This is a genomic window from Pseudomonas canadensis, from assembly GCF_030980095.1.
Lineage (GTDB): Bacteria > Pseudomonadota > Gammaproteobacteria > Pseudomonadales > Pseudomonadaceae > Aquipseudomonas > Aquipseudomonas canadensis.
The window spans coordinates 6,231,916-6,244,114 of sequence record NZ_CP133298.1; the positions used below are offsets into that span (position 1 = coordinate 6,231,916).

Sequence of the window (12,199 nt, forward strand, 5' to 3'; positions counted from 1 at the left end):
CCCGGCCGTGGAAGAAATCATCGAACAATTGCGTGAAGCCAACGAACCGGTCCCGGTTCCTTTGGAGCTGCCTGACGAAGACCAACTGGTGGAAATCGAGGAACAACTGTTCATCGACATCCCGTTCGTCTTTCGTGAATTCCTGCTGACCGTCAGCGACGTGGTGTACGGCAGCCTGGAGCCGGTGACCGTCACCGACCCGCAATCCCACACCTACCTGCCGGACGTGGCCGCCAACGCCTGGGACGCCGGTGTTGATCGTAGCCTGATCCCGATCTGCCAGGACGGCGACGACTACTACTGCGTTGAGGAAGACGGCACTGTGGTGCTGTGGTCTGGCGAAGAAGAAATCGTCACCGAGGAAACCTGGGAATCGGTGTGGCACTGGGCGCGGGACGTCTGGCTGGAAAGCTGAGCCCTGCACCCATGGTGACCGGCTCGCTGTGGTGAGCGGGCTTGCCCCGCGCTGGGCTGCGTAGCGGCCCCATGCCTCACATCGCCAAACCTGAAAGAACGCGTCGCCTGGACTGGGGCTGCTACGCAGCCCAGCGCGAGCAAGCTCGCTCACCACAAAAAGCTCGCTCACCACAGTAAGTGGCCCGCTTACCTCAGTGTTCGGGCGTATCCTTGTGGTTATCCAGCGTCTCCAACAAGGCGACCTGCATCCGCGTATGCACGCGGATGAACCACCTCCAGAGCACCGCCGCCACTGCAGCCGTGACCACGGCGATCAGCACCAGCAACTTGTTGGTCGGCAGAATGCTGGCCGACAAGGCTGCCAATAGCAGGAAGATCACCAGCAACGAAAGAATCGGGATCAACTCCGCGATCACCCGTCGTACGCGCTGGGTATGCCGCCCGGCCATTTCCGGCTTCACACTCATCTCCGCCAACAGCATCGACAGCGCCTTGAGCTTGCGATACGCCGCGATCAGGAAGGGCAGCGACAATAGCAACGCCCCACCCCAGATCAACGCCTTCTGCCAACTTGGATCACTGATCCAGCCTTCCAGATACCCACCGATACGCGCCGCGAAAAAGCTGCCGGCAAAGAAGATCGCCACCACCAGCGCCAGGTTCACCCCGACTTGCAGGATGATCTTGCGGATCATCGACGCCAGCATCGCGCCTTCGCCCTGGGGCTGGATACTGCGCAGCCATTCACCGTACATGCCGAACACCCGGCTCAATCGCTTGGGCATGACCGCTGCAATCTTCAAGGACAGTGGGTCGGCACCACGAATCAGGTACGGCGTGAGCAGTGTGGTAATCGCTGAAACGGCTACGGCGACAGGGTAAAGGAAGTCGCTGGTCACCTGTAGCGTCATCCCCAACGCCGCAATGATGAAGGAAAACTCACCAATCTGTGACAGCCCCATGCCGACGCGCAGTGAGGTACGCCCGTCATTGCCGGCGATAAACGCCCCCAGGCCACAGGACAGCATTTTGCCCAGCACCACGGCCACAGTGATCACCGCGATCGGCCAGGCGTATTGCAGCAGGATCTGCGGGTCGATCATCAAGCCGATGGCCACGAAGAAGATGGCGCTGAACATGTCGCGGACTGGCTCGATCAGTCGCTCGATCTTAATCAATTGCTTGGATTCGGCCATGATCGCACCGATCAGGAACGCGCCCAGCACCATGCTGTACTCCAGCTTGACCACCAGCAGGCAGAAACCGAAACACAGGCCCAATACGGTGATCAGCAGCATCTCGTTGCTGTCGAACTTGGCCACGTAGGCCAGCAAACGCGGCACCAGCAAAATGCCGATGACCAACGCAACAATCATGAACAACGACAGTTTGCCGACCGTGGAAAACACCTCGCCGGAGCTGACCGTGCCGCTGACGGCAATGCTCGACAGCAAGGCGATGATGCCGATGCCGAGGATGTCCTCGACGATCAGCACGCCGAAAATAAGCTGGGCAAAGCGCTGGTTCTTCATCTTCAGGTCATTGAGCGCCTTGACGATGATGGTGGTGGAGGAAATCGCCAGGATCGCGCCGAGGAACAGTGAGTCCATGGTGCTCCAGTCAAACCAGCGGCCGATCTCGTAGCCGATCCAGATCATCAAGATGATTTCCAGGAAGGCCGCGATAAACGCAGTGGCGCCAACCTTGAACAATTTGCGCAGGCTGAACTCTAGGCCCAGGCAGAACATCAGGAAGATCACCCCCAACTCGGCGAGGGTCTTGATGGTGTCTTCGTCGTGGATCAGGCCGAATGGCGGGGTGTGGGGGCCGATGATGAACCCGGCGACGATGTAGCCCAGGACCACCGGCTGTTTGAGGCGGTGAAACAGGATGGTGACAACCCCAGCCACCAGCATGATCACGGCCAGGTCCTGGATAAAGCTGATGGCGTGCATGGCGAGGGGCTCCTTGAGGGTACTGGCACTTTTCCCACTTCCGCCCGCGCCTTTGAAATGTCGCAAAGAGCGAAAGGAAAAGTCTGCCTTGATCGTAAGAAATGCCCTGAGGTGGGCTTTTGAAGGTTAACACCGCGACTTCCGGCAGAAAGCCGGTGCAATATATGGAAACAGATCGGTGCACGCGTGACGGCAAGCCGCCTACCGGCGTCCCGTTAAGGAAGGCGCAGCAAAGAGTCCAGCACCCGCAGAGGTGTCCCCCAACCAAATGCCTACAACCCGTGAGTGTGCTATGGAACCCGGAAACGCCCAGCTGTCGATGACGGTATTGATGACCCCTGATATGGCCAACTTTTCAGGCAATGTCCACGGCGGCACCCTGCTCAAGTACCTCGACGAAGTGGCCTACGCCTGTGCGAGCCGTTATGCCGGCCGCTATGTCGTGACGTTGTCGGTGGACCAGGTGATTTTCCGCGAACCGATCCATGTCGGCGAGCTGGTGACCTTCCTCGCGTCGGTCAACTACACCGGCAACACCTCGATGGAGGTGGGCATCAAGGTGGTGACCGAGAACATCCGCGAACGCTCGGTGCGCCACACCAACAGCTGCTTCTTCACCATGGTGGCCGTGGACGACCAGCGCAAACCGGCCGCCGTGCCGCCGTTGCAGCCGCAGAACAGCGAAGATAAGCGCCGGTTCGTTCAGGCACAGCAGCGCCGGCAGATCCGCCAGGAGCTGGAGAAGCGGTATCAGGAAATCAAAGGCTGAAGCGCCGTAGATTTCAAACTGTAAACCCAATCAAACTGTGGGAGCGGGCTTGCTCGCGAAGGCAGTGTGTCAGCCGGCTCATCAGGGTCTGGTGCACCGCATTCGCGAGCAAGCCCGCTCCCACATGGAGTTTTGTGTACTTATAGATCTATAGGGGTGGCTTCAAACCGTACACGCGGATGGGCGATACGGTCCTGAGCACGCACCAACTCCAGTTCATAACTAGCGCAAGCCTGGGTTTCCAGCAGCACTTCATGCACCGCTGCGGCAGTGAACTCGAACGCCGCCAACAGGCTGTCGCCCAACAGTACCCGCGCCAGGAACAACCCCGAGGTCAGGTCGCCCACGCCCACGGGCTGACGCGGAAACGCCAGCAGCGGCCGGCGCAGGTGCCAACTGCCATCGGCGGTCACCAGCAGCATCTCAAAACCGTCCGGCAGCTTGCCGGGGTAATCCAGGTGCTTAACCAATACCGCCTTCGGCCCGCGCGCCAGCAACGCCTTGGCCATGGCCAGGCAGTCGAACAGCGATTGCGGCTTGCGCCCGGCAAAGCTGTCCAGCTCCAGCTGGTTGGGGCACAGGAAGTCAGCCATGGCCGCGGCTTCGTCCAGCAGAAAATCGCTGACTTCCTGGGGCACGATGCAGCCCTTTTCCGGATGGCCCATCACCGGGTCGCACAAATACAGGGCCTTGGGGTTGATGGCCTTGATGCGCGCCACACCGCTGAGAATCGCACGGCCCTGGTCTGCACTGCCCAGGTAACCGGACAGCACCGCATCGCAGTTGCCCAGCTCGCCAATCGCGGCGATGCCTTCTACCAGCGCCGGAATCTGTTGCGGCGCCAGCACTTCGCCCGCCCATTGGCCATACTGGGTGTGGTTGGAGAACTGCACCGTGTTCAACGGCCAGACGTTCACCCCGACGCGCTGCATGGGGAATACGGCGGCGCTGTTTCCGGCGTGGCCAAAGACCACATGAGACTGGATCGCAAGCAGATGAGGTGTGCGTTTCATGCGCGGGATTTCCGTAAAGCCATTGAAATTCTGGCCGCGCAGTATGCGACTAAACGCAGCCTGTACGACAGACCGGCGACACAGTTAAGCTGCTCTCACTTTGTTGGAGTCTTTCGCATGCTGACCCTGGGAAACATCTTCGTGTTGATGCTGCTGGCGACCGGTGCCGCCTGGGTGTGGCACAACCACGGCCTGCGCGAGCGGGCGCTGGAGCGGGTCAAGCAGCATTGCGCCAAGCTCGACATCGAACTGTTGGACGGCGCGGTGGCGCTCAAGCGCATCGGGTTTGTGAAAGATGCCAACGGGCGGCGGCGCCTGGCGCGTATCTACAACTTTGAATTCACCGTGACCGGCGAAACCCGCCACCCGGGCACCATCACCCAATTTGGCGCCCACAGTGCGCAGATCGAACTGGCGCCCTACCCGTTCGAGATCAAGACGCCGCTGCCCAGTGCCGAGGTGATCGAGCTGAGCCAGTGGCGCCAGGACCACGCCAAGAACCGTCAGTAACGGCAGGCCTTTAGTGCGGCCTGCAAGGCAGCCAGGTCCTGTGGCTCGCTGAAAATCAATTCGATACGTGAATCGCGGCGCCACTCGCTGGCCTGCCAAGTCAGCTCGCTGTTATCCACCGCGTTGGTCGAAACCCACCCTTCGGCGCTGTGGATAACCAGTTTGGCGCGGCGCCATTCAAGGCTTGTCAGCCACTGGTCGAGGCGGCGGGTATCGAACTGCTGGCTCGGGTGCCAGCGCCAGCCGACACTCCAACCACCCTCTTGGGCCTGACTCAGGCAGATCGGTTGAGTGGGATCGCTCCACACCGCCGGCATTTGCGCGAGGCCTTCGGGCACTTCGATGTTATCCACAGCGGCTGAAGCCTGCGCGTTCAGGCCGGGTAATTGTTGCAAGGGCAATTGCGCCTGACGGGTCCAGTAGAGCGGGCATTCTGGCAACTGCAGTTCGATCGCTCGGCGCTGCCCAGCGTCCACCCCTTCATCCTTGTTCAACACCAGCAACCCGGCACTCGTCAGAGCCTCTTGCTGCGCTGGCGGTAATGGTTTCCCTGCGGCCAGCGCCTGGGCATCCAATACCAGCACGCAAGGCTGGACGGCCAGCACGCCCTGCCAGGGCGCCTGTCGCAACTGCTTGAGCAATTGCGCCGGATGGCCCAGGCCCGACGGTTCGATAAACAGCCGGTCGGGCTTGGCCTTGCGCAACAGACGGCCCAGTCCTACCTGAAACGGTGCACCGTTCACACAACACAGACAGCCTCCGGCGACTTCGCCCAGGGCAATGCCGTCGTCATCCTGAGTGAGCAAGGCCGCGTCCAGGCCAATCTGCCCGAACTCGTTGATCAGCACGGCCCAGCGCTCGTTGGCCGGACGCTGGGCGAGCAGGTGCTTGATGAGGCTGGTCTTGCCGGCGCCCAAGGGCCCGGCAATCACGTGGGTGGGAATGTTCTGCAGCATGAAGGGCATCGTTCGGACCGTGTAGAGCGTTTGATCCTACGCGGTTATGCGAGCCAATCCAGTGTCAGGATCAATCGGCGCTCGTCGGCCTTGAGTGCCGGTGACCGGTGGATCAAGCCGTAATTCTCATTACCGTGCCATTTGGTGCCCTTGAGCAGGGCGACTTCGCCGCAGTGAATCTGTTCGACACGCTCGCTGGGCTCGGCCTCCGGCTGGCTCAGCCTGCGCCGGTCCATCACGCCTTCGCGCAACCACTGGCTGCCGACCCCCGCATAGGTGGTGATCAGCCGCACTGGAACATGGTCGACGTGAAAACGTGGGCACATCGCCTTATCCAGCAACCTCAAACGCACACCAATACGCTTGGCGCCCAGCAAGCAGGCGAATGCGCTGACCAGCCACGACACATCGGCAACAAAGCCTTCGTAGCCTTCAAGATCACGGCAACTGGACGCCAGACCCTGCAAGTCAGGCACGGCGTCTTCGTTGTTAAGGTCGATCACCATGGAATCGGCCAACGGCTCGTTGAGCGCCACCAGCAAGGCGCCGAACTCGGCGATGTGCAACGGCAACTGCCGCTCCCACACAGCCAGGTTGACGCCATCTTCCAGGATGTCGGACAGCGCCAGCGGGGTTTCGCCACGGGTCTGGCGAATCACGGGACGCAGGGGAATCACCGGGGCCAGCATCAGGCGGCTGCCTCCTCATACCAAGGGCCAAAAGGATCGGCCAGCAGGCGCCAACCGTCGACGCCCAGGGCCATTTCTTCATCGTTTAGCAGGCATGCGTCCAGCTCGGCACGCAGTTGGGTGAAGTCGATGTTCTGCCCGATAAACACCAGTTCCTGGCGGCAATCACCGGTGCTCAGTTGCCAGTTGCCCATGATCGCCGCGATGCTTTCTTCGTCCTGCGGCCACTGGCTTTTTGGCACAAAGCGCCACCAGCGTCCGGCAAAACCATGGCGCATCAAACCGCCGGCCTGGGACCAACTGCCCGCATCTTGGTGCTTGCTGGCCAGCCAGAAAAAACCCTTGGAGCGCAGCAGTTTGCCGTTGACCCACGGGCGGTCGATGAAGTCGAAGAAACGCTGTGGATGGAAGGGACGGCGCGCACGGTAAGCGGTGGAAGCAATACCGTATTCCTCGGTTTCCGGTACATGTTCACCACGCAATTCCTGCAACCAGCCCGGCGCTTGCGCGGCGCGTTCGAAGTCGAAACGGCCAGTGTTGAGAATCTTGTTCAGCGGTACTTCACCCATGACCATCGGGATGATTTCCGCCTGGGCGTTGAGGCGTTCAAGGATCGCCATCAACTCTTCGCGTTCGCGGCTGCTGATCAGGTCGATTTTGCTGATGAGGATCACGTCGGCGAATTCGATCTGCTCGATCAGCAGGTCGGTGATGGAGCGCTCGTCTTCTTCACCGAGGGTTTCACCACGTGACGCCAGGCTTTCGGCGGCCTGGTAGTCGAGCAGGAAGTTCATGCCGTCGACCACGGTGACCATGGTGTCCAGGCGTGCGATGTCGGCCAGGCTTTGCTCGTTTTCGTCGCGGAAGGTGAAAGTTTCGGCCACGGGCAAGGGTTCGGAGATGCCGGTGGACTCGATCAGCAAGTAATCGAAACGACCTTCCTTGGCGAGTTTTCCGACTTCTTCGAGCAAGTCTTCCCGCAAGGTGCAGCAGATGCAGCCGTTGCTCATCTCCACCAGTTTTTCTTCGGCGCGATTGAGCGTGACGTCGCGCTGGACTTCACTGCCGTCGATGTTGATTTCACTCATGTCGTTGACGATCACCGCCACCCGCAGGTTTTCGCGGTTGCGCAGGACATAGTTGAGCAGCGTGCTTTTACCGGCGCCGAGAAATCCGGACAACACAGTAACGGGGAGACGATTGGGCATCAGGTATTCCTTATCAGGGTTGGCCGGTCAAATCGCCCGTTTGTGGCGTTCGCGCAGCTCTTCACGTTCTTTGGCTTCGATACACAGGGTGGCGGTAGGACGCAGCAACAAGCGCTGTAGGCCGATGGGCTCGCCGGTTTCGCGGCACCAGCCGTATTCCCCGCGCGCGAGCAATTCGAGGGCGTCGTCGATCTTGTCCAACAGCTTCTTTTCCCGCTCCAGCAGGCGCAGTTGCCATTGGCGCTGTTCTTCGGCGCTGCCGACATCGGCGGGGTCGCTGTTGGTTTCCTGCTCGCGCAGTAACAGGAACTCGGCGTCGATGCGGGCTTGCAGCTCATTGCGCTGGGCCAGCAGCAACTCACGGAAGAACCCTTGCTGGGCTTCATTCATGTAGTTGGCGGAAGGCTGGGCCAGGAGGTCTTGTTCGGTCATGGGGAGCGGTTCACGGGTCAGGCTGTTTTTTAATGTTATAGTATAACAATACAAATAAGCCAATCCTCTCTTGCTCGCCACGACGAGGGGCGCAATGCTTGAATACTTCCCGACCTCGAGAAACCCTATGAAACGCTTGGTGTGCGCCCTGTTATTGATTGCCGCAGGACCTGTCTGCGCCCAGGTGCCGAGCCTGCTGGCCAACTGCACGCGCAGCGCCAACCTGCTTGCTTGCGTTGACCCTTCAGGCAACGCCTACAGCGTGGCGACGGTCGGCAGCACCACGTATTTGCGCGGGTACGAGGTGATCGGCAAACGCTATTGGGCACAGACCAACAGCCGCTACGGGCAACTGACGTTCTTTACCGGGTTGGCGTCGGATGGTGAGGCGTGGGTCGGCTACACACGGCGCGTGGGCTGGACCACCCTCAACCGGTTTTCCAGTTCAGGCGGCGCCAGCGCCAAATTCACCTGTAGCCGTATAACCGGCTGTTAGACCTGGCCGTTCTTCTGTTCCTGCACCCACGCCATGTAACTGTTCATCGGTGGGTTCTTCTGGAAGTATTTCTTCAGGCCTTCGAACAGGCCATCGGCAACCGCCTGTTGATGACGCGCGGTGACCAGCCGCGCACTGTCCCGCGCGTTGGAAATAAACCCGGTTTCCACCAGGATCGACGGCACGTCCGGTGACTTGAGCACGGCGAATCCGGCTTGTTCCACGCGCTTCTGATGCAGGCTGGTGATGCCTTCCAGGCTGCCCAGGATCGAGCTGCCCAGTTGCAGGCTGGACGCGATGGTGGCGTTCATCGACATATCCAGGATCACCCCGGCGAGCATCGGGTCCTTATCTTTCAGATTGAGCAGACTGGTGGCACCGAGCAGATCGGCGCCGTTCTCACGTTGCGCCATGAATCGCGCCGTAGCGGAAGTGGCGCCGCCTTCGGACAGGGCATACACCGAAGCGCCCGACGCCGTGATACGCGGCGCCGCGTCCGCATGCACCGAAATAAACATATCGGCATTGTGCTTGTGGGCGATTTCCACGCGCTTGCGCAGCGGTACGAAGAAATCGTCGTTGCGCACCAACTTCACGTCGAAACCTTTCTCGCGCTTCAAGCGCTTAGCCAGCAGTTGGGCGATGGACAGCACCACATCTTTTTCGCGCTGGCCTTTGGAGCCGACGGCGCCTGGGTCCTTGCCGCCATGGCCGGGGTCGACCACCACGATGATGTCGCGTTTGGGGTGGGCCTTGTCCACCAAAGGCTTGGGCTCGGCCGCAATCTGGCGAGGCGCCTGGGTGGCGCTGGTCAGGTCCAACACCAGGCGATGGCCTTGGCCATCCTGGGGCGGCAATAGAAAGCTGTTGAGCTGCATCGGTGCGGCAAGGTCCAGCACGATGCGCGTATCGCCTTTGCCGAAATGCCCGGAGCGGATCGAGGTGATCCCGCTGTTTTTCAGCGCCAACTGAGAGAAATCACCACTGAGCCCGGCGCCGCTGAGGTCGATGATCAAGCGTTCCGGCGCGCTTAAGGTGAAGGTCTTGTACTGGACCGGACCGCTGAGATCGAACACCAGCCGCAGCTTGTCGTCCGAGCGCCACAGGCGGGCGTTGCTGATCTGCGTGGCGTGGGCGGTAAACGGCAAGGTGAACAGCGGGCTGGCCAGAAGCAAGTTTAGGAGCTGACGTCTGTGCATGAAAAATACCGCAAATAAAGGAGCGTCCCTACTCGACATGACTGAAAAAAGGCTGGAGCAGAAAAATCATCGTCGACTCAATAGTTATAATATAACATGTCTTTTTATTTCCAACGATGGACCTGCTCATGAATGCGCTGACTCTGCCGGATATCGCCGCGCAGGCTTCACGCCAAGCCTTGCCACTCGACTGGGTGGGCATGTGCGGTATCGCCCTACCGATTCTTATCGACGGCCAGCGCTTGGCCGCAACCGCCGATGCCGGCGTGAGCCTGGACGATGGCGCCGCCCGTGGCATTCATATGTCTCGCCTGTACCTGGCGCTGGAGATGCTCGACCAGCAACCGCTTACGCCCGCACTTCTGCGTACTGTACTGCAGCGTTTTCTCGACAGTCATGAAGGTTTATCTAATAACGCCTACCTACGCGTCCACACCGATTTGCTGCTCAAACGCCCGGCGCTGGTCAGCCCGCTGGCCGGCTGGAAAGGCTACCCGGTGAGCATTGAAGCGCGCCTGGAAAACCAGATGTTCCACGTGGAACTAAAAATTGACGTTACTTATTCCTCAACGTGCCCATGCTCCGCTGCCCTCGCCAGGCAGTTGATTCAGCAACAATTTCTCGACGACTTCGCCAACACACCGTTGCAGCATGAAGACGTGTTGACCTGGCTTGGCAGCGCCAATGGCATCGTCGCCACGCCTCATAGCCAGCGCAGCAGTGCGCAGTTGCATGTCCAGTTAAATGGCGAGCAACTGCCGCTTACGGAGTTGATCGACACCGTCGAAGCAGCCCTGGGCACCGCCGTACAAACCGCCGTAAAGCGCGCGGACGAACAAGCATTCGCCCTGGCCAACGGGCAGAACCTGATGTTCTGCGAAGACGCCGCCCGCCGCCTGAACCTCGCCTTGAAACGCTCGGATGCCGTCAAAGCCTTCCACCTGAAAGTGGTCCATGCCGAAAGCCTGCACGCGCACGATGCCGTGGCTGAAAGCCGCTGGACGAGACACCCTGCATGATCACCTGCACCGCTTTACGCTGGGGCGCACCCGGCCAGCCGCTGACGCCCGCCATCAACCTCACCCTGGAAAAAGGCAGCCTCACCGGCATCATCGGCGCCAATGGCACCGGCAAAAGCAGCCTGCTTAAAGTCATCGCCGGCCTGCAGAAACCCCTGGCGGGTAAAGTCACGGTGGATGTTCCACGCCGTGGCGGGCTGTCGTTTCTGCCCCAGCAGCAACACTTGGACCGACAGTTTCCCATCAGCTTGCAGGAACTGGTCGCTGCCGGTTTCTGGGGGACGCAACTTTCCCCGCAACAACGCAGCCAGCGCCTGGAAGCGGTATTGGAAGACTGGTGCCTTGGCGGCCTCGAACACCGCCCCTTGATGGCGCTGTCCGGTGGCGAACTGCAACGCGCCCTGCTCGCCCGCATGAGCCTGGCCGAAGCGCCGGTTCTGCTACTTGACGAGCCCCACGCCGCCCTCGATGAAGAAGGCCAGGCGCTGTGCTGGAAGCATATCCACGCGTGGCATGAGCAAGGTCGCACGTTGATCGTGGTCTGCCATGACCTCGCCTCCGTGCGCCACCACACCCAGCAAGTGGTGCAGATCAAAAGCAGCGGCTGCGTGTTCGGCCCGAGCAAAGAGCTGATACGCCCGCAGCCACAGATGCAGGTGGCCTGATGCATTTCGCCGCCCACCTGTGGATGCCTTTTGTTGATTTCGTCTTTATGCGCCGCGCCCTCATCGGCGGGTTGGTGCTCGCCTGCAGCACCGCGCCACTGGGCGTGTTCCTGATCCTGCGACGCATGAGCCTGATCGGTGACGCCGTCGCCCACGGCATCCTGCCCGGCGCAGCCCTCGGCTTCTGGTTCGCCGGCCTCAGCCTGCCCGCCCTGACCATCGGCGGCCTCGGCGCGGGCCTGAGCATGGCAGGCCTGTCCGCGTGGATCACTCGTCGTACCGGCCTGCGCGAAGACGCCAGTCTCGCGGCCATCTACCCCATCTCCCTCGCCGCCGGCGTACTGATCCTGGGCCTCGCCGGCAAACGACTCGACCTGCTACACCTGCTGTTCGGCTCAGCCCTGGCGGTGGACGAAACCACCCTCACCGGCATGCTGTGGGTGTCCAGTTTCAGCCTGATCGCCATGGCCGTGATCTACAAACCCCTGCTGCTGGACACCCTCGACCCGTTGTTCCTGCAAACCGTCAGCCGCCTCGGTCCGCTGGCCCATGGTTTGTTCCTGACTTTGGTGGTGCTGAACCTGGTGATCGGCTTCCAGGCCATCGGCGCCTTGATGGTGGTGGGCCTGATGATGTTGCCGGCCATCGCTTCACGTTTCTGGAGCCGGCGCCTGCCGGTGTTGATCGCGGTATCGGCAGTGCTGGGATGCCTGTCGGTGTGGCTGGGTTTGTTGCTGTCGTTCTACTACTCGTTGCCCAGCGGCCCGGCGATCGTGCTGGTGGCGGGCGCCGGGTATCTGCTGTCCGTGGTCTTCGGTCCGGTGCACGGCTTGCTGCGCCGCCCGCCCTTGCTGTCATCCCAATGAGGTGT

At 60.9% G+C, this 12,199-nt stretch carries 14 protein-coding genes; 7 read left to right on the top strand and 7 right to left on the bottom strand.

Annotated features, from left to right (window positions below):
• Positions 1 to 7 precede the first annotated feature (7 nt).
• A complete protein-coding gene (locus tag RB216_RS29070; RefSeq protein WP_028618538.1) occupies positions 8 to 415 on the top strand; it encodes an SMI1/KNR4 family protein in 408 nt (135 codons plus the stop codon).
• A gap of 193 nt (positions 416 to 608) precedes the next feature.
• Here the strand turns inward: RB216_RS29070 and RB216_RS29075 are convergent, their stop codons facing one another.
• Positions 609 to 2,372 (bottom strand): cation:proton antiporter, encoded by a 1,764-nt coding sequence (locus tag RB216_RS29075; RefSeq protein ID WP_028618539.1) that lies wholly within the window; start codon positions 2,370 to 2,372, stop codon positions 609 to 611.
• 292 nt (positions 2,373 to 2,664) lie between these two features.
• On the opposite strand from RB216_RS29075, the gene RB216_RS29080 reads away from it, so the two are divergent.
• Positions 2,665 to 3,141 carry an acyl-CoA thioesterase gene (locus RB216_RS29080; RefSeq protein ID WP_028618540.1) on the top strand — a complete coding sequence of 159 codons (477 nt, stop codon included), beginning with the start codon at positions 2,665 to 2,667 and terminating at the stop codon, positions 3,139 to 3,141.
• 140 nt (positions 3,142 to 3,281) lie between these two features.
• On the opposite strand, the gene pdxY is transcribed toward RB216_RS29080, so the two are convergent.
• Positions 3,282 to 4,154 carry a pyridoxal kinase PdxY gene (pdxY, locus tag RB216_RS29085; RefSeq protein WP_028618541.1) on the bottom strand — a complete coding sequence of 291 codons (873 nt, stop codon included), beginning with the start codon at positions 4,152 to 4,154 and terminating at the stop codon, positions 3,282 to 3,284.
• Between the two features lie 117 nt (positions 4,155 to 4,271).
• Here pdxY and RB216_RS29090 point away from each other — a divergent pair, with 117 nt between their 5' ends.
• Positions 4,272 to 4,664 (top strand): DUF3301 domain-containing protein, encoded by a 393-nt coding sequence (locus tag RB216_RS29090; RefSeq protein ID WP_016978674.1) that lies wholly within the window; start codon positions 4,272 to 4,274, stop codon positions 4,662 to 4,664.
• Here RB216_RS29090 and RB216_RS29095 read toward each other — a convergent pair.
• From RB216_RS29095 to dksA, 4 genes are read right to left on the bottom strand one after another with little or no spacing between them, the layout of a single operon-like run.
• Entirely contained in the window at positions 4,658 to 5,620 is a 963-nt protein-coding gene (locus RB216_RS29095) for a CobW family GTP-binding protein (RefSeq protein WP_028618543.1), read from the bottom strand. The genes RB216_RS29090 and RB216_RS29095 overlap by 7 nt on opposite strands.
• Positions 5,621 to 5,664: 44 nt before the next feature.
• The gene (locus RB216_RS29100; RefSeq protein ID WP_028618544.1) at positions 5,665 to 6,309 is read right to left on the bottom strand and encodes a DUF1826 domain-containing protein; all 645 of its coding nucleotides are present in this window, start codon (positions 6,307 to 6,309) and stop codon (positions 5,665 to 5,667) included.
• Entirely contained in the window at positions 6,309 to 7,517 is a 1,209-nt protein-coding gene (gene zigA / locus RB216_RS29105) for a zinc metallochaperone GTPase ZigA (RefSeq protein WP_122729979.1), read from the bottom strand. The genes RB216_RS29100 and zigA overlap by 1 nt, the downstream gene beginning before the upstream one ends.
• A 27-nt stretch (positions 7,518 to 7,544) precedes the next feature.
• Entirely contained in the window at positions 7,545 to 7,949 is a 405-nt protein-coding gene (gene dksA, locus RB216_RS29110) for an RNA polymerase-binding protein DksA (protein ID WP_028618546.1), read from the bottom strand.
• 127 nt (positions 7,950 to 8,076) lie between these two features.
• On the opposite strand from dksA, the gene RB216_RS29115 reads away from it, so the two are divergent.
• The gene (locus RB216_RS29115; protein ID WP_028618547.1) at positions 8,077 to 8,445 is read left to right on the top strand and encodes a hypothetical protein; all 369 of its coding nucleotides are present in this window, start codon (positions 8,077 to 8,079) and stop codon (positions 8,443 to 8,445) included.
• Here the strand turns inward: RB216_RS29115 and RB216_RS29120 are convergent.
• Entirely contained in the window at positions 8,442 to 9,644 is a 1,203-nt protein-coding gene (locus RB216_RS29120) for an N-acetylmuramoyl-L-alanine amidase (protein ID WP_028618548.1), read from the bottom strand. The two genes, RB216_RS29115 and RB216_RS29120, sit on opposite strands and share 4 nt — an antisense overlap.
• A gap of 128 nt (positions 9,645 to 9,772) precedes the next feature.
• On the opposite strand from RB216_RS29120, the gene folE2 reads away from it, so the two are divergent.
• From folE2 to RB216_RS29135, 3 genes are read left to right on the top strand one after another with little or no spacing between them, the layout of a single operon-like run.
• Entirely contained in the window at positions 9,773 to 10,663 is an 891-nt protein-coding gene (folE2, locus tag RB216_RS29125) for a GTP cyclohydrolase FolE2 (RefSeq protein ID WP_068937791.1), read from the top strand.
• Entirely contained in the window at positions 10,660 to 11,328 is a 669-nt protein-coding gene (locus tag RB216_RS29130; RefSeq protein WP_068937790.1) for a metal ABC transporter ATP-binding protein, read from the top strand. Before folE2 ends, RB216_RS29130 begins: the two co-directional genes overlap by 4 nt.
• Positions 11,328 to 12,194, top strand: a complete 867-nt coding sequence (locus RB216_RS29135; RefSeq protein ID WP_028618551.1) for a metal ABC transporter permease — start codon at positions 11,328 to 11,330, stop codon at positions 12,192 to 12,194. The genes RB216_RS29130 and RB216_RS29135 overlap by 1 nt, the downstream gene beginning before the upstream one ends.
• Positions 12,195 to 12,199 lie beyond the last annotated feature (5 nt).

Excerpts from the sequence above, each read along its gene's own strand:
- RB216_RS29075 (WP_028618539.1), bottom strand. The coding sequence starts at position 2,372 with ATGCACGCCATCAGCTTTATCCAGGACCTGGCCGTGATCATGCTGGTG.
- RB216_RS29080 (WP_028618540.1), top strand. The coding sequence starts at position 2,665 with ATGGAACCCGGAAACGCCCAGCTGTCGATGACGGTATTGATGACCCCT.
- pdxY (WP_028618541.1), bottom strand. The coding sequence starts at position 4,154 with ATGAAACGCACACCTCATCTGCTTGCGATCCAGTCTCATGTGGTCTTT.
- RB216_RS29090 (WP_016978674.1), top strand. The coding sequence starts at position 4,272 with ATGCTGACCCTGGGAAACATCTTCGTGTTGATGCTGCTGGCGACCGGT.
- RB216_RS29095 (WP_028618543.1), bottom strand. The coding sequence starts at position 5,620 with ATGCTGCAGAACATTCCCACCCACGTGATTGCCGGGCCCTTGGGCGCC.
- RB216_RS29100 (WP_028618544.1), bottom strand. The coding sequence starts at position 6,309 with ATGCTGGCCCCGGTGATTCCCCTGCGTCCCGTGATTCGCCAGACCCGT.
- zigA (WP_122729979.1), bottom strand. The coding sequence starts at position 7,517 with ATGCCCAATCGTCTCCCCGTTACTGTGTTGTCCGGATTTCTCGGCGCC.
- dksA (WP_028618546.1), bottom strand. The coding sequence starts at position 7,949 with ATGACCGAACAAGACCTCCTGGCCCAGCCTTCCGCCAACTACATGAAT.
- RB216_RS29115 (WP_028618547.1), top strand. The coding sequence starts at position 8,077 with ATGAAACGCTTGGTGTGCGCCCTGTTATTGATTGCCGCAGGACCTGTC.
- RB216_RS29120 (WP_028618548.1), bottom strand. The coding sequence starts at position 9,644 with ATGCACAGACGTCAGCTCCTAAACTTGCTTCTGGCCAGCCCGCTGTTC.
- folE2 (WP_068937791.1), top strand. The coding sequence starts at position 9,773 with ATGAATGCGCTGACTCTGCCGGATATCGCCGCGCAGGCTTCACGCCAA.
- RB216_RS29130 (WP_068937790.1), top strand. The coding sequence starts at position 10,660 with ATGATCACCTGCACCGCTTTACGCTGGGGCGCACCCGGCCAGCCGCTG.
- RB216_RS29135 (WP_028618551.1), top strand. The coding sequence starts at position 11,328 with ATGCATTTCGCCGCCCACCTGTGGATGCCTTTTGTTGATTTCGTCTTT.